The organism is Pseudomonas sp. W2-17 (assembly GCF_041060445.1).
Taxonomy (GTDB): Bacteria; Pseudomonadota; Gammaproteobacteria; order Pseudomonadales; family Pseudomonadaceae; genus Aquipseudomonas.
The window spans coordinates 1-21,667 of sequence record NZ_JAUFNS010000042.1 but is presented as its reverse complement, the minus strand read 5'-3'; the positions used below and the strand labels follow the sequence as shown (position 1 = coordinate 21,667).

The 21,667-nt window shown below is 58.7% G+C and carries 20 protein-coding genes; 14 read left to right on the top strand and 6 right to left on the bottom strand.

Translation table 11 applies throughout. The features are described 5' to 3' along the window. The first annotated feature begins 4 nt into the window (after positions 1-4). From QWI20_RS27095 to QWI20_RS27060, 8 genes are all read left to right on the top strand, one after another. Entirely contained in the window at positions 5-1,297 is a 1,293-nt protein-coding gene (locus QWI20_RS27095; RefSeq protein ID WP_369308040.1) for an MFS transporter, read from the top strand. Between the two features lie 246 nt (positions 1,298-1,543). Further along, positions 1,544-2,032 (top strand): Hcp family type VI secretion system effector, encoded by a 489-nt coding sequence (locus QWI20_RS27090; RefSeq protein ID WP_369308039.1) that lies wholly within the window; start codon positions 1,544-1,546, stop codon positions 2,030-2,032. Positions 2,033-2,041: 9 nt separating this feature from the next. Then, on the top strand, positions 2,042-2,992 hold the full coding sequence (locus QWI20_RS27085; RefSeq protein ID WP_369308037.1) for a hypothetical protein: 951 nt from the start codon (positions 2,042-2,044) through the stop codon (positions 2,990-2,992). Next, the gene (locus tag QWI20_RS27080; RefSeq protein ID WP_369308036.1) at positions 2,989-3,363 is read left to right on the top strand and encodes a hypothetical protein; all 375 of its coding nucleotides are present in this window, start codon (positions 2,989-2,991) and stop codon (positions 3,361-3,363) included. The genes QWI20_RS27085 and QWI20_RS27080 overlap by 4 nt, the downstream gene beginning before the upstream one ends. A 1,296-nt stretch (positions 3,364-4,659) precedes the next feature. Beyond that, a complete protein-coding gene (locus QWI20_RS27075; protein WP_369308035.1) occupies positions 4,660-5,016 on the top strand; it encodes a hypothetical protein in 357 nt (118 codons plus the stop codon). Positions 5,017-5,159: 143 nt separating this feature from the next. Further along, on the top strand, positions 5,160-5,528 hold the full coding sequence (locus tag QWI20_RS27070; protein WP_369308034.1) for a hypothetical protein: 369 nt from the start codon (positions 5,160-5,162) through the stop codon (positions 5,526-5,528). A gap of 227 nt (positions 5,529-5,755) precedes the next feature. Further along, positions 5,756-6,649, top strand: a complete 894-nt coding sequence (locus QWI20_RS27065) for a neutral zinc metallopeptidase (protein WP_369308033.1) — start codon at positions 5,756-5,758, stop codon at positions 6,647-6,649. A gap of 4 nt (positions 6,650-6,653) precedes the next feature. Beyond that, entirely contained in the window at positions 6,654-7,643 is a 990-nt protein-coding gene (locus QWI20_RS27060) for an alpha/beta hydrolase (protein WP_282369731.1), read from the top strand. A gap of 233 nt (positions 7,644-7,876) precedes the next feature. On the opposite strand, the gene QWI20_RS27055 is transcribed toward QWI20_RS27060, so the two are convergent. From QWI20_RS27055 to QWI20_RS27045, 3 genes are all read right to left on the bottom strand, one after another. After that, the gene (locus tag QWI20_RS27055) at positions 7,877-8,476 is read right to left on the bottom strand and encodes an HAD family hydrolase (RefSeq protein WP_369308032.1); all 600 of its coding nucleotides are present in this window, start codon (positions 8,474-8,476) and stop codon (positions 7,877-7,879) included. Beyond that, complete coding sequence (gene tesB / locus QWI20_RS27050) at positions 8,473-9,342, bottom strand: acyl-CoA thioesterase II (RefSeq protein ID WP_369308031.1); 870 nt, start codon at positions 9,340-9,342, stop codon at positions 8,473-8,475. The genes QWI20_RS27055 and tesB overlap by 4 nt, the downstream gene beginning before the upstream one ends. A 128-nt stretch (positions 9,343-9,470) precedes the next feature. Continuing rightward, a complete protein-coding gene (locus QWI20_RS27045; RefSeq protein ID WP_369308030.1) occupies positions 9,471-10,034 on the bottom strand; it encodes a GNAT family N-acetyltransferase in 564 nt (187 codons plus the stop codon). Between the two features lie 128 nt (positions 10,035-10,162). On the opposite strand from QWI20_RS27045, the gene QWI20_RS27040 reads away from it, so the two are divergent. Beyond that, a complete protein-coding gene (locus tag QWI20_RS27040) occupies positions 10,163-11,080 on the top strand; it encodes a histone deacetylase (RefSeq protein WP_369308029.1) in 918 nt (305 codons plus the stop codon). 195 nt (positions 11,081-11,275) lie between these two features. Further along, complete coding sequence (locus QWI20_RS27035) at positions 11,276-12,514, top strand: TIGR03862 family flavoprotein (RefSeq protein WP_369308028.1); 1,239 nt, start codon at positions 11,276-11,278, stop codon at positions 12,512-12,514. A gap of 23 nt (positions 12,515-12,537) precedes the next feature. On the opposite strand, the gene QWI20_RS27030 is transcribed toward QWI20_RS27035, so the two are convergent. Then, a complete protein-coding gene (locus QWI20_RS27030) occupies positions 12,538-13,713 on the bottom strand; it encodes an acyltransferase family protein (RefSeq protein WP_369308027.1) in 1,176 nt (391 codons plus the stop codon). Between the two features lie 399 nt (positions 13,714-14,112). On the opposite strand from QWI20_RS27030, the gene QWI20_RS27025 reads away from it, so the two are divergent. Together QWI20_RS27025 and QWI20_RS27020 are read left to right on the top strand one after the other, a co-directional pair. Continuing rightward, positions 14,113-16,035 carry a methyl-accepting chemotaxis protein gene (locus tag QWI20_RS27025; protein WP_369308026.1) on the top strand — a complete coding sequence of 641 codons (1,923 nt, stop codon included), beginning with the start codon at positions 14,113-14,115 and terminating at the stop codon, positions 16,033-16,035. 173 nt (positions 16,036-16,208) lie between these two features. After that, the gene (locus QWI20_RS27020) at positions 16,209-17,000 is read left to right on the top strand and encodes a substrate-binding domain-containing protein (RefSeq protein ID WP_369308025.1); all 792 of its coding nucleotides are present in this window, start codon (positions 16,209-16,211) and stop codon (positions 16,998-17,000) included. 22 nt (positions 17,001-17,022) lie between these two features. Here QWI20_RS27020 and QWI20_RS27015 read toward each other — a convergent pair whose 3' ends face one another. Together QWI20_RS27015 and QWI20_RS27010 are read right to left on the bottom strand one after the other, a co-directional pair. After that, positions 17,023-17,490 carry a metallophosphoesterase family protein gene (locus QWI20_RS27015; protein ID WP_369308024.1) on the bottom strand — a complete coding sequence of 156 codons (468 nt, stop codon included), beginning with the start codon at positions 17,488-17,490 and terminating at the stop codon, positions 17,023-17,025. Positions 17,491-17,493: 3 nt separating this feature from the next. Then, positions 17,494-18,702: an MFS transporter gene (locus QWI20_RS27010; RefSeq protein ID WP_369308023.1), complete on the bottom strand. Its 1,209-nt coding sequence runs from the start codon at positions 18,700-18,702 to the stop codon at positions 17,494-17,496. A 425-nt stretch (positions 18,703-19,127) separates the two neighbouring features. Between QWI20_RS27010 and QWI20_RS27005 the strand changes: the two genes are divergently transcribed. Then, a complete protein-coding gene (locus tag QWI20_RS27005) occupies positions 19,128-19,781 on the top strand; it encodes a hypothetical protein (RefSeq protein WP_369308022.1) in 654 nt (217 codons plus the stop codon). A gap of 189 nt (positions 19,782-19,970) precedes the next feature. Beyond that, positions 19,971-20,999 carry a LacI family DNA-binding transcriptional regulator gene (locus QWI20_RS27000; protein WP_369308021.1) on the top strand — a complete coding sequence of 343 codons (1,029 nt, stop codon included), beginning with the start codon at positions 19,971-19,973 and terminating at the stop codon, positions 20,997-20,999. Positions 21,000-21,667: the final 668 nt, after the last annotated feature.

The window sequence follows — 21,667 nt, the reverse complement described above, 5'->3', positions numbered from 1 at the left end:
AGCCTTGAGCTCCGAATCGCCCGCCCCGTCCTCTGAATCATCCGCCAAAAGCGCCCTGCGACTGCCCGGTTTTTTCGCCTTCCTGACCGCACGTCTTGCTGCCGTCTTCGCCATGCAGATTCAGGCAGTGGTCGTCGCCTGGCAGGTCTACGACATGACCCGCAGTCCGATTTCGCTGGCGTATGTGGGCCTGGCGCAGTTCATTCCCATGCTGCTGTTGTTGATGCCGGCCGGCGATCTGATCGACCGCTACGATCGCAAGATGATCCTGACCATCAGTTGGTCGGTGCAAGCGGTGTGCAGCCTGATGCTGATGCTGTTCTCGGTCACCCACCATCAGGATACGCGGCTGATTTACGCCACCCTCGCCCTGTTCGGCTGCGCCCGCGCCTTTACCGGGCCGGCGTTGCAGAGCCTGCTACCGCAAGTCGTCCCCCGCGAAAAACTCGCCTCGGCCATCGCCACCAACAGCATGATCATGCGCATTGCCACCATCGCCGGGCCTCTGGTCGGTGGCGGCTTATATGCAGCGGGCGGCGGCGGCCTGACCTACTCGGTGTGCATGGCCAGCTTCATCGCTGGCGTCCTGTTGCTGATCCGCGTGCCGGTGCTCTATGCCGGGAAGAAGCAGATTCTCGAGTCCACGGCCTGGAAGCGCTTCACGGCAGGCATCGCCTTCATTCGATCGCGGCCGATCATCCTTGGCACCATTTCCCTCGACCTGTTCGCCGTGCTGCTCGGTGGCGTCGTGGCGCTGCTGCCGATTTATGCCCACGAAGTGCTGCACCTGGGGCCGCAAGGGCTGGGCGCGTTGCGGAGCGCGATGAGTCTGGGGGAGGTCAGCACCGGTCTGTACCTGAGCTTCCGGCCTTTTGATCGACACGTTGGTCTGGTCATGTTCATCGCCGTCGCGGTGTTCGGCGTCGCCAATCTGGTGTTCGCGCTGTCGACGCTGTTTTGGCTGTCGCTGCTGGCCTTGATGATCGCCGGTGCGGCGGACATGGTCAGCGTCTACATTCGCTCCACACTGGTGCAATTCTCGACGCCGGACGACATGCGCGGGCGGGTCAACGCCGTGAATATGTTGTTCATTGGCTCGTCCAACGAACTGGGCGAATTCCGCGCCGGCAGCAGCGCAGCGCTTTGGGGTGCCGTGCCCGCCGCGATCATCGGCGGGCTTTGCACGCTGGGTGTCGTCGGCGCGTGGATGGTCGGCTTCAAGGCCCTGCGCCAAGTGAACCACTTCGCCGATGCCTCGCCGGTCGAAACCACTGAGAAGCAGACGGCGCGGGTTTGATGTAAGCCGTCATGAGTATTTGATGCTGGCGCGCAGCCTCTGCGCCAGCAGCGAATACGGCTATTTCCCACCTTTTCGACCGATCACTGCCGCGAACATCACCCGTGACGGAATCTTCCGTAAGACGTGCTATGGCTCCAGCGTAGGACCGATCCGAATCGTACTTTTGCCCCCCCTCTTGGCGCTTCAAAGCCATGAATACGCTCCCTATCCTTGCTGGACCTGAACTCAGCAAGGACGAAACACATGGCATTTGACGGATTCATCAAGCTGGACGGGATCGACGGCGAGTCGCTGGATGAGCGCAACAAGGGCTGGATCGAAATTGTGGCCTACGACTTCGGCGTCAGCCAAAGCACTTCGGCCACCGCCAGCTCAAACGGCGGCGCAGGCTCGGGTCGGGCCAGCCTCAGCGACTTAAGCTTCAGCAAGCGCCTGGACAAATCCAGCGCTTCGTTGTTTGAGGCCAGTTGCGCCGGCACCCACATCAAGGACCTGACCCTGTGCCTCTACCGCGCCGGTGGGGACAAACTCAAGTACTACGAAGTGCGCCTCGAAGAAGTGATCATTTCTGACTTCAGCCAAAGCGGTGAAAGCGGCGAGCCGCTGGAACACGTGCAAATCAACTTCGGCCGCGTTCGCATTCTGTACACCCAGCAGAAACGCAGCGACGGCGCAGCGGCCGGGAATGTCACCGGCGGCTGGGACCGCATCGCCAACAAGCGCTTTAGCTGAGGACAGCCCGTGTCCAAGCCATATGTGTTTATCAATGACCGCATACAAACCTATTTCACACTCAAGAACCGGGTGGGCGGGGGTGCGAAGTTCGATGTGCTGAACGCCCACATTCGAAATGTTGTGGTGATGCCGGGCCAACTGGTGATTGTCAGCGACGGTTCAAACGGCACTCTTACAGCCGAAGAAACCGAGCTGATGAACCTGGCTCGAAACGTCCATCGTCAGGTGAAAGGCGCGGGCAGCCAGCTCATCGAGAACTATGACCTGCTGCAGAACATGCTCAGTTATGGATCGCTGGGTATTGGCGCTGCCACCGGGAGCTGGGGCAAGCACCTGGAGGGTGTGAAGAAAACTCTCGAAGAGATCGAGCGGCTTTACAAACTGTCGCTGGCGCGCGGAACACCCATTGCCCGGCAGGAATTCATCAACCAACGACGAGCGCTGTTTTCCACGCTTGATAAGCAACTGGAAGGCATTGCTCGTTGGGGGACCGGGCTACGGAAAAAGGGCCCGCTGAAGAAGATGCTGGGGTTGTCGACCAAGAGTTATCTGCACACAGGTGAGATCCAGGGGTATGCGGAGCGAGTTGGGAGGATTGCCAAGGTGGCGAAGTTGTTGAAATTGGGAACGCCTGTGGGGATTGGGCTGAATGCAATTTCAGCAGGCCTTGAAATCAAGGAGGCATGTTCGACGGGGCGGGAGGAGTTTTGTCGGAAGGCGCAGCACATCGAAGGAAGTAAATTTGTCCTCAGCACAATGTTTGGTCACGTCGGCGGTGGATTGGGCGCGTCAGCTGGAGCCTCGATTTGTGCCGTTGTTTTGGGAGTTCCTACCTATGGGGTCGGCGTAATTGGCTGTGGAATCGTCGGCGGCGTGGTTGGCGGATACAGCGGAGGTCTGGTTGGTGAATTTGTCGGCGAATTGACCGGCGAGTACCTCTACGAGTGGGCGGAGTGATGGTAGATATCCCTGCCGGACTCTTGGCACTCATTTTGACAGTAATCACGTTCTTACATCTCGCGGGCTACTACATCTTCTTCTACATCAACCTGGAAAAAATCGAAAACTACCTATGCGACATTGAAATGTTCTCATTGAATCGAGAGTTCTACGGAGACAGTTTTTTCGGACGAAGAATGAGGGAAACGTTCGTGATGCTGGTTGCAGTTGCACCGGAAATCTTCTGGAGACAGGAGCGCATCCCCAGGCAAAAGCTTCTCAAATTACCTCGCCGACTGCTGTGGGGAGTACGGATAGTTTATGGCTCTATGATTTTCATCAGCGTTTATGGGGCATTGCTCTATTATTTTCATGCGCCACACGGCTAAACAGCGGCAAAGTACGGTCAACCCAACTGATAGTTTGAGTCGGCGCTTTCGACGTCTCAACACGGAGACGGCGTCCTGAGTTGTTGAATAGTGAGCAGTCTCGGGCCGCGCCAACTTCACGGATAGGGGGGGAATCCCTTGGGATATAGTGCAGCTATTGATGAATGGAGCCCATTATGCCTGCATCATCTTACGGTCTATTAGGATTGGCCCTAACGATTTCAGCGTGGACCAACATTCTCTTTCTACTAGGGTTTACGCACAAGCACCTAGACCTTCTCGAACAACGTTTGTCTGGCAACAAATGCGTAATTAACACGAAAAGCCTTTGGGGAGGTGGAGTAATTGGCAGACTTATGCGACTCGGCATGGTTTTCATCGTTATTTCAATGCCAGGATTTATGTACGCTCGAGGCGAAGCAATGAAAGATGCCCATCAGAGTATTCCTCGTCATTTAAAACGATGGATGTGGGGACTCCACATATCTCTTTTTCTTAACCTCACGTTGCTGATGGCGCTATCGTTTTTGATAAAGCTTTTATAACGATCTTAACTTGGCATAGGGGGATACGCAGGGGGATTGCTCGGTGAAAACATCGGGAAATATCACGGAGAGTTAATCTACAACTGGATTCCGTAATGCACTCCATCGTTTTGGGCACATCATGTTTTATCTTATTATTTTCAATGCGGACCAATATCATCGTAATGGTTGGGTTTACCTACAAAAACATAGAACATCTTGAGCACCTACTATCTGACTGCAGGTATCAATGATTTCAGAGCGATTTGGCAGGGAGGAATAATTGGCGGGCACATGAGATTTAATATGGTGATGATGCTTCTTACCAACTTCATCGTCTCAATGGCGCTGGCGTGCTTAATAAAAATTTCTGAGCGGTCGTGACTTGCCATAAGGTTAAACACGTGACTTACCCTACGACTACTGGCCTGCTCGGGCTGACTTTAATAATATCAACATGGATCAATAACCTCGTCATGGCATGGTTTACCTATCGAAACATTAACCATCTTGAAAACCGACTATCTAACTGCAAGTGCATCAGTGACACCAAAGCCCTTTGGCAAGGAGGATTAATAGGCAGGCAAATGCGGTTGAACATGGTAGTTACAGTCATTACGCTGCCCAAAGCGATGTATCGGCGAGGCCACATCACGAAAAATGCTCACCACTCTGTGCCTCTCCAGCTTAGACTGAGGATCTGGGGAATTTACAGCTGGCTCTTCGTTAACTGTACCTGCTTGGCTATATTGGCATGGCTAATAAAATAATTATGATCGAAAAAGTCTGGTGGGTGATGGCGGTGTTTGGAAGCATATTCGTCAATATCATCATGATGATTTACTTACAGCTAAATAAGTTAACCGCCATGGAGGAACTGCTATCAGACGTAAAACTTGTCCAGTGGAACAAAAGCGTGTGGGGCGGGGGCCTCATTGGCAGGCAGATGAGGCTGAATGGATTAGCGATGATCATCATCATGCATAAGCTTATGAACAGTCGGGGTGAGATACCTCCCGATGCAGATAAGCGGTTGTCTTCGGCGCTCAGGCTTCAACTTCAGGCGCTCTATCTTTTCTCGTATGCAAACGGCGCCGCTTTAGCTTGGGTTTATTTCTCCCTAGACTGAAAAATCTGACAGGGCTGTGCAAGATCTTACGAATTTCATTGAGGATGAAATTTGCACCTGTTTTATCGACGCATCGATTAATCGGCCCTCCAGTATATGAAGTGACACAAAGACCGAAAATATCCCTATGAACGGACGCCGTGATGGACAACATCCCAACTGGGTTACTCTCACTCATCATATTATTGCTCACCGCCGCCCACATTGTGGGCTCCCATATATTCTTCTACATATACCTGGAAAAGATCGAAGACTACCTATGTGAGATCGAGATGTTTTCATTTAACAGAGCGGTCTGCGGAGACAGTTTTTTTGGACGCAGGATGAGGGAAACCTTCGTAATGCTGGTTGCAGTGGCCCCTGAGATCTTCTGGAGGCAGGAACGTATCCCCAGGCAAAAACTGCTCAAACTGCCTCCCCGACTGCTGTGGGGAGTGCGGATAATTTATGGCTCGATGATTCTCATCGGCGTGAGTAGCGGACTGCTCTACTATTTTCGCGCGCCTCATTAACGCACTCAAAGGGCGCTGCCTTGGCATGGGTCTACTTCTCCGCAGGTTGAAAAACACAAATAAGGTTCCAAGCCGCCAACCCCCACCAAACAGCTCTGCAGGTGAGCAATACCTCTGAAGAACCGATTCGCGAACTATTCCCCCTCCCCTCCTCTCTTAGTCCAGCAGACCAGACGTCGTACGCCCGCCGTCTACACTTCCCACACGACCAAAAGAGGATTCCCGCCATGCTATGGAAAAAAGGACGTCGCAGTGACAACGTCGTGGACGCACGTGGCGATTCCGGGGGTGGCGGTGGCGGCGGGATGCGCATTGGCGGCAAGGGGCTGGGGCTTGGCGGGATTGTGATCATCGTCGCGATTGGTCTGCTGACCGGGCAGGACCCGATGCGTATTCTGGGTGAGATCACCGGCCAGATGGGTTCGGATCAGACTGCAGCGGTCAATCAGCAAACGCGCCAGGCGCCACCGGCCAATGACGAGCAGGCCGACTTCGTGCGCGCGATCCTGGGCGATACCGAGGACACGTGGCAGCAGGTGTTCCAGCAAATGGGGAGCCAATACAAGGCGCCGACCCTGATTCTGTTCAGTGGCCGGGTTCAATCGGCGTGCGGCTCGGCGTCTTCGGCGAGCGGCCCGTTCTATTGCCCGGCTGACCAGCGCGTGTACCTGGACATGGAGTTTTTCCGTGAAATGAGTCAGCGCTTCAAGGCGGCGGGAGATTTCGCTCAGGCGTACGTGATTGCTCACGAAGTTGGCCATCATGTGCAGACCTTATTGGGGGTTTCGGCTAAAGTTGACGCCGCCCGCCAACGCGGCATGAAAATGGAAGGTGACAACGGTTTGCTGGTGCGTCAGGAGCTGCAAGCTGACTGCCTGGCAGGCGTTTGGGCCAACAACGCACAAAAGCGTTTGAACTGGCTGGAGCCGGGTGATATTGAAGAGGCGCTGAACGCCGCCAATGCCATTGGCGACGACCGCTTGCAGCAACAGGGTCAGGGCCGGGTCGTGCCGGACTCGTTTACCCACGGCACCTCTGCCCAGCGGGTCCGCTGGTTCAAGACAGGTTTTGCCCAGGGACAAATCAACCAATGCGATACGTTCGCCGCCAAGAGCCTCTGATCACATGATGAAACCGCTTTCGATCCTGTTGTTGGGCACCCTGATGAGCCTCAATGCTCATGCGGCGGATCAGGCGGTTAAAGCCATCAGCCCCGACCGGCTGCAGATCAACGGGACGACCCAGGCCACCCTCGGCCTGAGTCAGAACTGGGTCCGTCCCAGCCCGCAGGTCCAGCGTGTCGTCATCGTCTTTCACGGTCGGCTGCGCAACGCGCAAACCTACCTGCGCAGTGTCGAGCGCGCGGCCAACCAGTCGAGGCAGCGCTCGAAAACGCTGCTGATCGCGCCGCAGTTTCTCGACGAAAAGGACATTGCAGAACACCGCCTGCCTGAGTCGGTACTTCGCTGGCACACCAATGACTGGATGGCGGGCGAGAAGTCATTGGGGCCCAAACCGGTCAGCTCCTTTGTGGTCATCGATCACATCCTCAAGCGTCTGAGCGACAGTAAGCTGTTCCCCAACCTGAAGGAAATCGTGATCGCGGGCCATTCCGGCGGTGCGCAGGTGGTGCAGCGCTACGCGATGATTGGTGGCAAGGAAGATGCCTTGCTGAAGAAGGAAGGCATCAAGCTGCGCTATGTGATCGCCAACCCATCCTCTTATGCCTATTTCGACGCGACGCGCCCTGTGCCGGTTGATGCGGCGAGCTGCCCGACTTTCGACACCTGGAAGTATGGCCTGAACAAGCTGCCCGCTTACGCCGGCAAGGAAACACCGGCCGAGCTTGAGGCCGCATACGTGAAGCGTGACATTACGTATCTGTTGGGCGAGCTGGACACCGATCCGGAGCACCCGGCGCTGGACAAGGATTGCGGTGCGGAAGCTCAGGGGCCTCAGCGTCTGGCCCGTGGTCACAACTATTTCGATTACCTGACCAAGCGCCACCCGGAAGGCCTGAACCAGCGTCTGGTGGAAGTGAAAAACGTGGGGCACAACGGCGACGCGATTTTCACGTCGCCTGAAGGGCAGACGGCGTTGTTCAAGGCGAATTGATATCCGTGCGTTTGGTAGGACTGGCTTCAGCCGGTAAGAGGCCGGTTTTCACACCATCAATTTTGTGGTGAATTGCCAGACGCCTTCCCGGCTAAAGCCGGTCCCACTATTTGAGCGCGATTCGACAGTGGGACCGGCTTTAGCCGGGAAGAGGCCGGTCTGTCCACCATCAACTTTGTGGTGAATTGCCGGACGAGTTCCCGGCTGAAGCCGGTCCTACCAGAAGGGTGGAATCAGCTCTTCGCGCCAATCATCTTCTTTAACGCCACGCAATCCGCTGCGTGCCAGTCGGTCAATTCCGGCCACGGATTTTCCGGGAGATTGACCAGCACCGTCCGGGCGCCGGCCGCTCGACCGCAGGCCAGATCAAACTGGAAGTCGCCCACCATCACCATGTCCGACGGCTGCACATTCCACGCGTGGGCGAGTTTCAGCAGGCCACCCGGATCGGGTTTCGGCGCGGCTTCGTCACGGCCGAGCACATCGTCTACCGCAAAGCAGTCGGCGATGCCGATGGCGTTCAGCGTCACGTGGGCAAGCTCGCGGGCGTTACGGGTCAGAATGCCGAGACGATAACCCCGCCCTGCCAGCTCCCTCACCAACTCGACAGCACCTGTCGCGGGTTTGGATTCGATCGCCAACGCGCGCTCGTGCTCCAGCAGCCAGGCATGTTTGGCCGCCGCAACATCCGCCGGCAATGCCGCGAGATGCCCGAGAATGTCGTCCTCCTGGGGGATATCCAGCGCACGCTTGATCGCCGGAAAATCATGGGCAGCAACGGTCAGCGTACCGTCCATGTCAAACACCCAGTGGCGTACTTGATTGAGGCTCATGACCAATCCTTACGGTGGCGAATCAAACCTTCCTGACTGACCGACGCCACAAGCTTGCCTTCGCGATTGAATACGCTGCCTCGGGAGAACCCGCGCGAATTACCGGCCCATGGGCTGTCCATGGCGTAAAGCAGCCAGTCGTCAGCGCGCAGTTCACCGTGGAACCACAGCGAGTGATCCAGGCTGGCGATCTGCATGTCTTTCTGCCAGACCGTCTTGCCGTGGGGCAGCAACGACGTGGTCAACAGGTTGAAATCCGACGCGTAGGCGAGCATGTAGCGGTGCAAGGCAGGGATGTCGGGCAGCGTGCCGTCGGCGCGAAACCAGATGTATTTCACCGGGTCAGCAGGCTTCGGGTTGTAGGGATCAGACTCGGTGACCGGTCGGAATTCGATGGGCTTGGGGCACAGCAGTTTGTCCTTCATGTGCTCGGGAATCAGGTGCTCGCGCTGGCGCATCAGCTCAAGCTCCGACGGCAGGTTTTCCGGACCGACCACGTGCGGCATCTGGCTCTGGTGCTCGAAGCCTTCTTCGTCGTACTGGAACGACGCGCTGCAGGTGAAAATCGGCTGGCCTTTCTGAATGGCCGTCACCCGGCGTGTGCTGAAACTGCCGCCGTCGCGGACCCGGTCCACCTGATACACCACGGGCAAGTGCGCGTCGCCGGGGCGCAGGAAATAGCCATGCAGCGAATGCACATGGCGCGCGTCTTCAACCGTCTTGCTCGCCGCCGACAACGACTGACCCAGCACCTGACCGCCAAACAGCTGGCGAAAGCCAAGGTCCTGGCTGCGTCCGCGGAAGAGGTTTTCTTCGATCGGCTCCAGACTCAACAGCGACACCAGATCATCCAGCACGTGACTCATTCAGGGTTCCTCACACGGTCGTCTCGCCAACCGTCATCGCATCAATCAGGCCATGGGCGCCGTAGGCCGGCGCATATGGAAGTGGGACGAAATGATACAGAGGTTTGTAGCCCGATTCCCGCAGCTGTTTAAAGCGTCGCTAACCAGCCCGCCCGGTTGATGCGATACAACACGTGGGGCCTGAGTGGATGGCCGTTGGGCAATTTCGGATGATCGAATTTGTCAGCCGGATCGTTGCGCATGCCGATGGCCTGCATGACCTTCTGCGAGGGCAGATTATTGACCGCCGCAAATGCCACGATTTCGTCCATGTCCAGGTGCTCGAATCCGCAGCCAAGGACCGTCCAGGCGGCTTCGCTGGCATAACCCAGGCCCCAATGCTCGCGGGCCAGGCGCCAGCCGATCTCTACCGCTGGCGTAAAACCTGCCTCGAAGCCCACCACGGCCAGGCCGGTGAAACCGATGAATTCGCCGGTGTCCCTGCGTTCAAGGGCCCAGAAGCCGAAACCATACTCGGCAAAATGCCCGCGCACGCGGCCGATCAGCTTGGCGCTTTCCATGCGGCTCAAGGGCTGCGGAAAGTAGCGCATCACCTGTGGATCGGCGCACATCTTCGCGAAGGCTGGCAAATCATCATCTCGCCATTGACGCATCAACAAGCGTGCGCTGTTGAGCTCAAGAATCGGCTCCATTGATCGTCTCCCTGTTGCCTCGCCTCTCAAAATGCCCGCCGGCTGGCGATCTTCCCGCCCAGGCAAATCGCTGTGCGGTGATCGTCAGAACTGGCAAGATTCCCCTTCGAACCAGAAGCGTGCCCACCATGCCCCTGCCCCTCATTTACCACGATGACTACAGCCCGGACTTTCCACCCGACCATCGCTTCCCGATGGACAAGTTCCGGCTTCTGCGCGACCACCTTATCGACACCGGCCTGACCACAGATGCTCAATTGTTTCGTCCGCAGGTCTGCCCAACGGACATCCTCGCGCTGGCCCATGACCCCGGTTACATCAGCCGTTATATGGAAGGCGCGCTGTCGCGGGAAGATCAACGTCGCCTTGGCCTCCCCTGGACCGAGGATCTGGCCCGACGTACGGTACGCGCGGTAGGTGGCTCTTTGCTGACAGCAGAACTCGCCCTGCAACACGGACTGGCCTGTCACCTTGCCGGCGGCACTCACCATGCGCATTACGATTACCCGGCCGGGTTTTGCATCTTCAACGACTTGGCGATCATCAGTCAGTACCTGCTGCAAAGCGGACGCGTCGACCGGGTGCTGATTTTCGATTGCGACGTGCACCAGGGTGACGGCACTGCGCGAATTCTCGAACACACCGATGACGCGATCACGGTCTCGCTGCACTGCGAAAAGAACTTTCCCGCGCGCAAGGCCCAAAGTGACTGGGACATTCCGCTGCCGATGGGCATGGGTGACGACGACTACCTGAAGGTGGTCGACGACACGCTCAATTACCTGCTGCCGCTGTATCAGCCCAATCTGGTGCTATACGACGCCGGCGTGGATGTGCACAAGGACGACGCGTTGGGCTATTTGCAGCTGACCGATGCGGGGGTTGCCCGCCGTGACGAAGCGGTGATGCGTCACTGTCTGGGCCGGGACATTCCAGTAATGGGCGTGATTGGCGGTGGCTACAGCAAGGACCGGGAAGCGCTCGCCCGTCGGCACGGGATTCTGCACCGCAGTGCGCAGAGGATATGGACAGAGCGCGGGCTTTGAGTGATGACTGCACTTACCCACATCCCCTGTGGAACCGCCTGTGGATAACCTGAGTGCAAGGGCGTGATCCCCTGATATCACTGGGGCTCGCGCGCACTGTACGTTTTTTGATCGATAAGTTTTCCACAGGCTGGCCGCGTTTCACGAAGCTCGCGTAGAATGCGCGCCCCCTACCCAACCGGTGTTCGCTTAGCCATGACGTCAACCGCCACCTCAAGCACCCAGACAGTCGCCATCATCGGCGGCGGCCCTGCCGGCCTGATGGCCGCTGAAGTGCTGAGCCACGCCGGTTTCAAGGTGGATCTCTACGACGCCATGCCCTCGGTCGGGCGCAAGTTTCTGCTGGCGGGCGTCGGCGGCATGAACATCACCCACTCCGAGCCGTCACCTGCGTTCGTTGCCCGCTACGCCGAACGCGCCCCGGTAATCGCGCCCTTGCTGCGCAGCTTCGGCGCCCAGGCGCTGTGCGAGTGGATTCACGGCCTGGGCATCCAGACGTTCGTCGGCAGTTCCGGGCGTGTGTTCCCCACCGATATGAAGGCCGCGCCGCTGCTGCGCGCCTGGCTCAAGCGCCTGCGCGAGTCCGGTGTGGTTATCCACACCCGTCATCGGTGGCTGGGCTGGAATGCCGACAACACGCTGCGAATCGCCGGTCCCGAAGGTGAAGTCGCCCTGAACCCTGCCGCCACGTTGCTGGCGTTGGGCGGAGCAAGCTGGTCGCGGCTGGGCTCGGACGGTGCATGGGTTCCGCTGCTTGAACAACGCGGGGTCGACGTCGCGCCGCTGCAAGCCGCCAATTGCGGGTTCGAGGTCTCGGCCTGGAGCGAACTGCTGCGCAGCAAATTCGCCGGCGCGCCGCTGAAGAACATCGCGATGGGCGTGGAGGGGCAAACCCTGCGGCTGGGGGAATGCGTGGTCACCCAGGGCGGTGTCGAGGGCAGCCTCGTTTACGCCTTGTCCGCGCAGATCCGTGAGGCGATCAATCAGTCGGGCTCGGCCACGGTCGAGATTGATCTGCTGCCCGGCAGAAGCGTTGCCGAGGTGCAAAAGGCCCTGAGCAAACCCCGCGGTTCCCGCTCGATGTCCAAGCATCTGCACAGCCAACTGGGCCTCGACGGGGTGAAGGCGGCGCTGTTACGTGAGCTGACCCCCGCTGCGACATTCGCTGATCCAGCCCTGCTTGGGCGTGCGATCAAGGCCTTGCCGCTGACACTGATCACGCCGCGCCCGCTGGATGAGGCCATCAGCACGGCAGGCGGAGTGAAATTCGAAGCACTGAACGAGCACCTGATGATCCCTTCGCTGCCCGGCGTCTTCTGCGCCGGCGAGATGCTCGACTGGGAAGCCCCCACCGGCGGCTATCTGCTGACCGCCTGCTTCGCCAGCGGCCGCGCGGCAGGGCTGGGAATGGTTGACTGGTTGCGCCGCGAGTAAGGCTCAGCGCAACCATTGCGGGTTCACGCCGCGCGATCGACCTGCGGCTTCAGGCCACCGCCGATACCCTGCTTGGCCGGCGCTTTGCCGTTCGAGCCTCCGGTAACCCACTTGCCCAAGTCGACGCCCTTCAGCTCGATGTACTTATGAGCCAGGGCAGCCAGGCCGATCGCCGCGAGGGTGACGGCAACCACCAGCGCGTTGTTGCCCAGCTCGGAACCTGTGTCCATGAAACGTTGGCCGTTGATCATCGGCGACAGATCGCGGCCGGTGAGCTTCTGCGCCACGATGAACATCGTCGACAGGCAAAACAGCAGCGCAGCGTGGGTCATGTAGATGGAGTACGACAACTTGCCCAACAGCCTGAACACGGCGGTTTTCAGGAACGTCGATACCAGCCCGGCTTCGAATGCGAACACCAGCACCAACACGCAGAACGTCAGACTGGCAATGGGCGAGCGGTCGCTGTAGTCGTTCATCACCATCCAGTACGTTGTGCACGTGAGCGCCACTTCGAGCACCGTCATCAGCCAGCGCACCGGCACGAATCGGTCGCGAACCACCAGGTAGGCGAGGTACGTGATATTGCCGGCGAAGAAGCAGGACAAGCCCAGCATCGCGCGCCAGACAAGCGGTTCGTTTTCGGTGAAGATCATCGTGAATGCGACGACGGCCACGCAGGCAAACATCAGAAAGCGGCTTCTCAGTGAGAGCAGGCACAGCCCGCCGAAGAGCATGTAGATATAGAACTCGATGCTGATGCTCCACGACGGGTAGTTGAACGACATGGTTTCGGTGAGCGTCGTCCAGGCTTGCACCAGCAGCAGATTGGGCAGGATCTCCGACGGGTCGAAGAGCCCGGTGAATGGCACGTTGTTGAGGGTGAAGCCTTTCTTCCAGGCTGCCCAGCGCACTCCTTCGAAGAGGATAAACACCAGCAGCATCACGACGTGCAGCGGGTACAGCCGGAACAGGCGCGAGATGACGAAACGCTTGAAGCCGAATTGCGGCTTCAGTCCATAGGAGTGGGCCAGGACAAACCCGCTGAGCACGAAAAAGAAGTTGAGCAGGATCTCCGCTCTGCGAAAAAACGGCAGCTCGATAAACGCGCCTACAACATGCAGGTGATGGAACACCACCAGCAGCGCGAAGACGCCCCTGAAGCTGTCTAGCGTGATAAATCGCTGAACTGATCCCATGGCCCGACATCCCGTCCTGGTTGAGAAAACGCCCTTGGCGGCAGCGAAGTCTCGCGGCCTTTACACGGTAGGAGGTTGGCCTGCTGATCAACAGTTGAAATATTTCATGTCCGGTAGCAAGGACGGCGCAAAGATTGACGCCAGCGTTTGAGGCTGATGACCAAGGAGACAGGCCAAGGATGGTGGCCCGCTGCGTGGGCGGCGCCCGTCAATGTTTTGTTGCCGGGATTGATCATGTGACGCCTCCCGCCTCGCACACGACTGTCGGACAATTCCTTCAGGTATTTCAGATTCTCACGAGCCTGCCGATGCATTCGTACACATGAATGTTTTGCTGGTTCCATAACAAAAACCCTCCAGCTGACGACTTCAAATATTTACGGATTCTGGAGAAATGGAATGAACAGCTGGTTTGCGAACATCAGCGTCAACATGAAGCTGGCCCTCGGTTTCGGCGTCGTGCTTGTATTGACTGCCCTGCTGGCCTTGGTGGGCTGGAACAGCTTGAGCCAGATGAGCTTACGCAGCCAATGGGTGGGTGATATCAGCAAGCTCAGCCAAAAGCTCACCGACCTTCGGGTGACGCGCCTGCAATACATGCTCAGCAACGGCGACGAAGTGGCCGCGCAAAGCGTTCAGACCGCGCTCGACGCATTCAAGGCGCAGCAGCAATTTCTGCAAAAAACCTTCACTAACCCACAGAATGTTCCGCTCATCAAAACGATGGGCGAGCAGATCAGCGCTTATGAGGCCTCGTTGAAAAAAATGCGCGAGGCCTATCAGGCGAGTGCCAACGTGCGCGATAGCATGGGCGTCGACGCGGTGAAAGCGGCCGACCTGATTGCCGCGATCAACGATGATGTGATGAAGCTCGACCCGACTGACGAACGCCGTTTCGAGCAGTATCAGGCCGCCATCAAAGCCCGCGAAGACGTGATGCTGGTGCGCTACGAGGTGCGCGGCTACACCGCCAACGTCTCGGCCAAGACCGAAGACACGGCCATGCGCCAACTGACCAGCGCCCTTGACGGCCTTGCCCCGCTCAACGCTCTGTTCGGCGGCACTCAGGCCGAGCGCCTGAAGCAACTGGAGGCGGCGCTGATCGGTTATCGCAACTCGGTGCAGGGTTTCAAGCTCGCCACCGGCAATATCAATGCTGCGCGCACCGAGATGACCGAGGAACAGGGTGTCATCGTCAAGCTGGCGCAACAGCTCACTGATCTGCAGAACACCCTGGGCCAGGCCGACAGCCAGCAAGCTCGCACGCTTCAGGTGGCCGGCACGCTGCTGGCGCTGATTCTCGGAACGCTGGCAGCGATCATCATTACCCGCCAGATCACCCGTCCGCTTCAACAGACACTGGCCGTGGTAGACCGCATTGCGTCGGGCGATTTGTCCCACGACATGGTCGTGACCCGCAAAGATGAACTGGGCGTTCTGCAGATGGGCATCCAGCGTATGGGCACCACGCTGCGCGAATTGATCGGCGGCATCCGTGACAGTGTCACGCAAATTGCCAGCGCCGCTGAAGAGCTGTCGGCCGTGACCGAACAGACCAGCGCCGGGGTCAACAGCCAGAAAGTGGAAACCGACCAGGTCGCCACCGCGATGCACGAAATGTCGGCCACTGTTCACGAGGTGGCGCGCAACGCCGAGCAGGCATCGGTCGCCGCTTCTGCCGCTGACAAGCAGGCTCGGGACGGCGACAAAGTGGTGGGCGAAGCGATCGTGCAGATCGAGAAGCTGGCCAACGAGGTGGTCCGCTCCACCGACGCGATGTCCGTGCTGGAACAGGAAAGCGACAAAATCGGCAAGGTCATGGACGTGATCAAGGCCGTCGCCGAGCAGACCAACCTGTTGGCGCTCAACGCAGCCATCGAAGCTGCCCGAGCCGGTGAAGCCGGTCGCGGTTTTGCCGTGGTCGCCGATGAAGTGCGTGGCCTGGCGCAACGCACCCAGCAATCGACCGAGGAAATTGAAGGTCTAGTCGCCGCGCTGCAGAACGGCACGCGTCAGGTTTCGGAAATCATGCTCAGCAGCCGCAACCTGACTGACAGCTCCGTCGCCCTGACCCGCAAGGCCGGTACGTCATTGGAAAACATTACCCAGACAGTGTCGAACATCCAGGCCATGAACCAGCAAATCGCTGCCGCTGCCGAGCAACAAAGCTCGGTGGCCGAAGAGATCAGCCGCAGCATCGTCAACGTGCGCGACGTGTCCGAACAGACCGCCGCCGCCAGCGAAGAAACCGCCGCTTCCAGCGTGGAGCTCGCCCGGTTGGGCAATCAGCTGCAAATGCTGGTCAGCCACTTCAAGGTGTAAACCGGCTTTATCTGCGTCGGGCGAAAAGCCGCCCGGCGCAGGCGGTGCAAGGGGTTGAAGACGAACAGTGCGGGTGCGCTGGCAAGAAAGGGATTTACTGATCTCACAATTGCCACATACTGCCCGCGCTGTTTTATTTCGTCATATTCATCTCCAACGCCGGGTTTATCTCCATGAAAAGAATGTTGCCTTACCTCCTCAGTGCCGCCCTCTCCCTCGTTCCAGTCGCTTTTTCACACGCCGCCACGGCCCCCGCACCTGTCCAACTGATCGTCTTGAGTTCCGGCGGGATAATGGGTGCGTTCAAAGCTGTTGCCCCCGACTACGAACAGCGCGCTGGCGTGAAGCTGCTAGGCGAAGTGGCGCCATCGATGGGCGCGACGCCCCAGGCCATTCCCAACCGACTGGCCCGCCACGAGCCGGCCGACGTGGTGTTGATGGTCGGTGCGGCGCTGGACAAGTTGATCAAGGAGGGCAAGGTCGATCCGAAAACCCGCGTCGATCTGGGTAAATCCTACATCGCCATGGCCGTGCGTCATGGCGCCCCACACCCTGACATCAGCACCATGGAAGCCTTCAAGCAGACCCTGCTGGACACAAAAAGTATTGCCTACTCGGACAGCGCCAGCGGCGTGTACCTGTCCCGCGTGCTGTTCAGCCAGATGCACATCGCCGACCGCATTCAGAGCAAAAGCCGCATGATCCCCGCCGAGCCCGTCGGTGAAGTCGTTGCCCGGGGAGACGCTGAAATTGGGTTTCAACAGCTGAGCGAGCTCAAGCCGGTGGAAGGCATCGACATCATCGGCCTGATCCCTGACCAGGCGCAGCAGATGACCCTCTACTCCGCAGGCGTCGTGACCCAGAGTAAACACCCAGAACAAGCCAAACAGTTTCTGGATTTCCTGAGCTCAACGGCAGCCGCCCCGGCCATCAAGGCCAGCGGCCTGGACCCGATCGCGAAATAACTGCGGATGGGTAATGCCGGGCTTATGTGAGCGCCAGCTCGATCAACTCACCGCGCACGTCATCACCCTCGATGTGCAGCACGCCGACCGTGATCGGCAGTTTGAACCGTCGCGGTCCGGCGCTGCCCGGGTTGATGAACAGCACGCCATCGCGCATCTGCTGCAAGGGCCGGTGAGAGTGCCCCGTGACCACCACGCGCACCTCGTCCGGCAGTAATTCGGGCACATCAGCCAGTATGTGCGTGGTGTAAATCGCCACCTTGCCGACGCGCAAAACCGCTTCATAGGGCACGTCGCACGCCCAGGCGTCATCGGTGTCGTTGTTGCCTCGCACCACCGTCAGTGGCGCGATGGCCTTCAATGCGTCGAGGATCTCCGGCTTGCCGATGTCACCGCCGTGGATCAGGTAATCGCAGCCCTGCAACGCGTCCAAAGCCTGAGGACGCAGCAGGCCATGGGTGTCCGAGATCAAGCCGACCTTTACGCTCATTGTTTAGCTCCCGGATGCCGACAGGGCAGCCTGTTTCGAGTGCACGCGCTTCATGCTGATCATCGCCAGCAACGCAACCACGGCCACCAGCGCGGCGAAGAACTCGCCCACATGCTCCAGACCGAACACCCGCACGCTGAAACCAACCGCCACCACGGGCACCGAAATCGACACATAAAGCACCACGAAGAAGGCGGACGTCACCGCTGCCTTCTGATCAGCCGGGCTGCTGGCGGTCACCGCGCCCATGCCGGCGCGCAGGATCATGCCCTGGCCGATGCCTGCCACCAGACCCGCCGCGATCAACAGCCCCAGCTGCGACGTCGCAACGCTCAGTCCCAGACAGATCATGCCGACAATCAGCCCGACGCAACCGAGGGTCATGTGCCGGTCCTTTGGCAGCACCTGCAGCAACGCCTGGCCAATGATCGACGCCACGAAAAACAAACCGATTACGGCGCCAATCAACAGCCCGCCCTGTTCGTGCATGACGTGAATCATCACCGACGGCACCATGCTGGTGAACAGTCCCGCCACGCTGAAACCCGCCAGCCCGGCGATGGACGCGGAGATAAACACGCTGCGCACTGAGGCTGGAACCGATGGCTTCTGAATACCCAGTTTCAGAATGGCCGGACGCTGCACGGTCTCCCGAATCAGCGCGATACCGACCGTCGCCAGCACAAGCATTACCAGGTGCACGTAAAACACCAGATGCAGCGCATCCGGCAGAAATTGCGAGGTAAAGCCGGCCAGCAAAGGCCCGATGCCGAGGCCGAACATATTGGCGGCCGTGGCCACCAGCGTGGCGTTCTTCCAGGTCTTGGGGGCCAGTTCAATGACGGCGACAGTTGCCGTGCCGGTCATGATGCCCGCGCTGAAACCGGAAAAAAGCCGTCCGATCAGCAAACCGCCAATCGAATCGCTGAACAGAAAGATCACTGCGCTAATCGCCCCCATCGCCAGCCCTGCCAGCAACAATGGCTTGCGCCCCAACTGATCGGACCAACTGCCGACCGCCAGCAATGCTGCGATGACGCCCGCCGCGTAGATCGAAAAGATGATCGTCAGCCAGCTCGCGTCAAAGCCGAGCCGTTGTTGATAGAGGGCATAGAGCGGCGTGGGCAGCGTGGTGCCCACCATGGCGATGAGTAACGCGCAGGCGGCAAAGATGAAGTCGCGTGTAGAAGAAGAGGAAGCAGGCAAGGACATGAGCGCTCCGGGCACCGGTATAAACAAGGCACGCAGTGTCGCTGATACAGACGGAGCAAGGTAGTCCTGCTCGTGTTGTCGAGGGTGCATGTACAGGCGATTTTGAAGTATGCGTAAACATATTCATCATCATGTTAAACACTTTGACTTTGCATGCCTCACGCCCATCAGCGCGGATCAGAGGCCCGTTACAGCCATACTGACGAGATAACCAAGGCGAAATCGCAGATTTGGAAAACTGCAATACCGGATATCACAAAAGACTTTTACTGAGTGGAAGAAGAACTAAAACAATGAACGAATCCGCTGTTTGGCTAACCCGGGAAAGTTCTTTAGAGTCCCACCCTTAATACTCGCTCAACAGTGAAAAACTTGTGAATAACGATCTACAACTTGTCAAATCAGCATTAACGCGATTCGGCGTCATGCTGGCGCTTACGCTCTTCAGTATCGGCATGGTGTTCATCGACATCTTTATCGCTAAAACGGACATTCTCGAAACCTCGTTCACCGAGGTCAGTCAGGAAGTCATGCTGGCAATCATCGCCGGTTTATTCTGGCTCTCGGCGCGCCAGCCGGGGCAACGTGGCGTTGGCATCCTGATTGGCGGCTTCTTCGCCTGCATGCTGATTCGTGAGCTGGACGGATTATTTGATCCGATCAGTCACCGTTTCTGGCTGTGGCCTGCGCTGCTTACCGCTGGCACCTGCGTCTACAAGGCATTGGGTTACAAGAACGCGTGGCGCGACGTGGTCTCGGGGCTCGCCCGTTTTTCCCTACGTCCGGCGTTCGGCTTCATCATGGCCGGCCTGCTGGTGCTGATCTTCTCGCGACTCTTCGGCATGGGCTCGCTGTGGCACGGCATCCTTCAGGGCGGCTACGCGCGGCTGGCGAAAACCACCGTCGAAGAAGGCGTCGAACTGCTGGCATACAGCATTTGCCTGGGCGGCGCGCTGGACTACTTTCTGGAGCTGCGACGCGATCTTTCGCGCTTTGACGAGCTCACCGAACTGCAGATTTCCGTGCCCGTCAAAGCCAGACGTCGCGTTGTCGCCGAGACAATGGAAACCAGCGTCTGACCCTGGCACCGGGGCCTCAGCCGAGCGTTCTTAGACACTCAGCCAGCGCCCGATAATTTAGCTGTCGGTTCGCCGACGCGCGCCGACATCGGCATCCCTTTCGCGCCCTCCATCGTGCTAGCCTTGGCACTCTTTGGAGGGATGCGACTGCCCCGCAGGTTGTCCCGGATTTCAGGCAGCCAATCGCCCATGAGCAAGAAAACCCCCGTCACCATTTCCGACATCGCCCGCCGCGTGAACATGACCCCTGTCACTGTTTCCCGGGCGCTGAACAAACCCGATCTGGTCAAGCCCGCCACCCTGGCGCGCATCCTGGAAGTGGCGCAAGAACTCGATTACGTCCCCAACGCCTTTGCCCGCAGCCTCAAGCGCAGCGAGAGCATGATCATCGGGGTCATTACCGCGTCGGTGGACAACCCGTTCTACAGCGAGATGATCAAGGCGATCTCCCGCGAGGCGAAGACCCGTGGCTACACCATCATGCTGGTGGACACTGACGGCTCCGAAGAACTCGAAGCCAAAGCGGTGGATACGCTGCTCAGTTATCGCGTGGCCGGTATCGTGTTGTCGCCGGTGTCGGACGAGCCGGCGTACCAGCCGGTCTATCTGAGCCGGCTGAGCAACGGCGACATCCCGGTGGTGCAGCTGGACCGCGCGCTGCCTGCCAGCCCGTTCAGCCATGTGGTGCTCGACAACTATCACAGCGGTCTGAAAGGCGCGCGTTACTTGCTGGCCCAGAGCCCGGCGATGCGTCGCATGCTGGTGCTGACCGGTCCTGCGCATTCGCGGATTTCCGAGGAACGCCTGAAGGGCGTGAAGGCGGCGATTGCCGAGAGCGGCAAGCCGGTGCAGCTGGATGTGTTTGCCGGGGATTACACCCTGGAGCCGTCGCACCAGAGCACGCTGGATTACCTGCGCGACCATCCGCTGCCGGATGCGATTTTCGGCTTCAACCAGCTCATCACCCTGGGCGCCATGAAAGCCCTGCGCGACCGTGATATCGCCCACCACAGCGTGGCCATTTGCGGCATTGACCGGCTGCCGTTCGCCGACATCTTCGGCATCCCCATCGCCTGCATCGCCCACGATGCCTCGCTGGCCGGAAGCAGCGCGGTGAAAATGCTGATGGAGCGAATCGAGGATCGGCATCTGCCGAAGGCGCAGGTGGTGATCGTCGGGGAGCTGGAGAATGGCGTTGGCCGGGGGCAAACGTCCTGACACCGCGCTATCGCACAGCGAACGGTGCTCATGTGAGAGCCGTCCCGCCGCAAACGCGCCGCGATGTCGCGCAGCAAACACGGTCCATGTGGGAGTGAGCTTGCTCACGAAAGCGTCAGTCCAGCCATTGCATTTCTAGCGGCTGGAAGTCAGCCTTCGCGAGCAAGCTCGCTCCCACAATTCATCGGCCGGCAGATACATCTGCGTTGTGATCTGGCCAACCGATTCCGGACGCGCTTGATGAAAGCCAATCGCCCTGCCGCCGCGCTATAGCAAAGCAAACGGTACCCATGTGGGAGTGAGCTTGCTCACGAAGAAGGCAATGCAAGCGATGGAGATTTATCGCATTCACCGACGCCTTCGCGAGCAAGCTCGCTCCCACAATTCATCGGCCGGCAGATACACCTGCGTTGTGATCTGGCCAACCGATTCCGGACGCGCTTGATGAAAGCCAATCGCCCTGCCGCCGCGCTATAGCACAGCAAACGGTACCCATGTGGGAGTGAGCTTGCTCACGAAGAAGGCAATGCAAGCGATGGAGATTTAGCGCATTCACCGCCTGAGCTGGCCTAATGACCCCGGACACCTCAATGGGGGAAACTGTACCCATTGAGGAACGATCATGACCAAGAAATACAGAAAGTTCGATGCAGCCTTCAAGCTTGATG

Excerpts from the sequence above, each read along its gene's own strand:
- QWI20_RS27090 (WP_369308039.1), top strand. The coding sequence starts at position 1,544 with ATGGCATTTGACGGATTCATCAAGCTGGACGGGATCGACGGCGAGTCG.
- QWI20_RS27075 (WP_369308035.1), top strand. The coding sequence starts at position 4,660 with ATGATCGAAAAAGTCTGGTGGGTGATGGCGGTGTTTGGAAGCATATTC.
- QWI20_RS27070 (WP_369308034.1), top strand. The coding sequence starts at position 5,160 with ATGGACAACATCCCAACTGGGTTACTCTCACTCATCATATTATTGCTC.
- QWI20_RS27065 (WP_369308033.1), top strand. The coding sequence starts at position 5,756 with ATGCTATGGAAAAAAGGACGTCGCAGTGACAACGTCGTGGACGCACGT.
- QWI20_RS27060 (WP_282369731.1), top strand. The coding sequence starts at position 6,654 with ATGATGAAACCGCTTTCGATCCTGTTGTTGGGCACCCTGATGAGCCTC.
- QWI20_RS27055 (WP_369308032.1), bottom strand. The coding sequence starts at position 8,476 with ATGAGCCTCAATCAAGTACGCCACTGGGTGTTTGACATGGACGGTACG.
- tesB (WP_369308031.1), bottom strand. The coding sequence starts at position 9,342 with ATGAGTCACGTGCTGGATGATCTGGTGTCGCTGTTGAGTCTGGAGCCG.
- QWI20_RS27045 (WP_369308030.1), bottom strand. The coding sequence starts at position 10,034 with ATGGAGCCGATTCTTGAGCTCAACAGCGCACGCTTGTTGATGCGTCAA.
- QWI20_RS27040 (WP_369308029.1), top strand. The coding sequence starts at position 10,163 with ATGCCCCTGCCCCTCATTTACCACGATGACTACAGCCCGGACTTTCCA.
- QWI20_RS27035 (WP_369308028.1), top strand. The coding sequence starts at position 11,276 with ATGACGTCAACCGCCACCTCAAGCACCCAGACAGTCGCCATCATCGGC.
- QWI20_RS27030 (WP_369308027.1), bottom strand. The coding sequence starts at position 13,713 with ATGGGATCAGTTCAGCGATTTATCACGCTAGACAGCTTCAGGGGCGTC.
- QWI20_RS27025 (WP_369308026.1), top strand. The coding sequence starts at position 14,113 with ATGAACAGCTGGTTTGCGAACATCAGCGTCAACATGAAGCTGGCCCTC.
- QWI20_RS27020 (WP_369308025.1), top strand. The coding sequence starts at position 16,209 with ATGAAAAGAATGTTGCCTTACCTCCTCAGTGCCGCCCTCTCCCTCGTT.
- QWI20_RS27015 (WP_369308024.1), bottom strand. The coding sequence starts at position 17,490 with ATGAGCGTAAAGGTCGGCTTGATCTCGGACACCCATGGCCTGCTGCGT.
- QWI20_RS27010 (WP_369308023.1), bottom strand. The coding sequence starts at position 18,702 with ATGTCCTTGCCTGCTTCCTCTTCTTCTACACGCGACTTCATCTTTGCC.
- QWI20_RS27005 (WP_369308022.1), top strand. The coding sequence starts at position 19,128 with ATGCTGGCGCTTACGCTCTTCAGTATCGGCATGGTGTTCATCGACATC.
- QWI20_RS27000 (WP_369308021.1), top strand. The coding sequence starts at position 19,971 with ATGAGCAAGAAAACCCCCGTCACCATTTCCGACATCGCCCGCCGCGTG.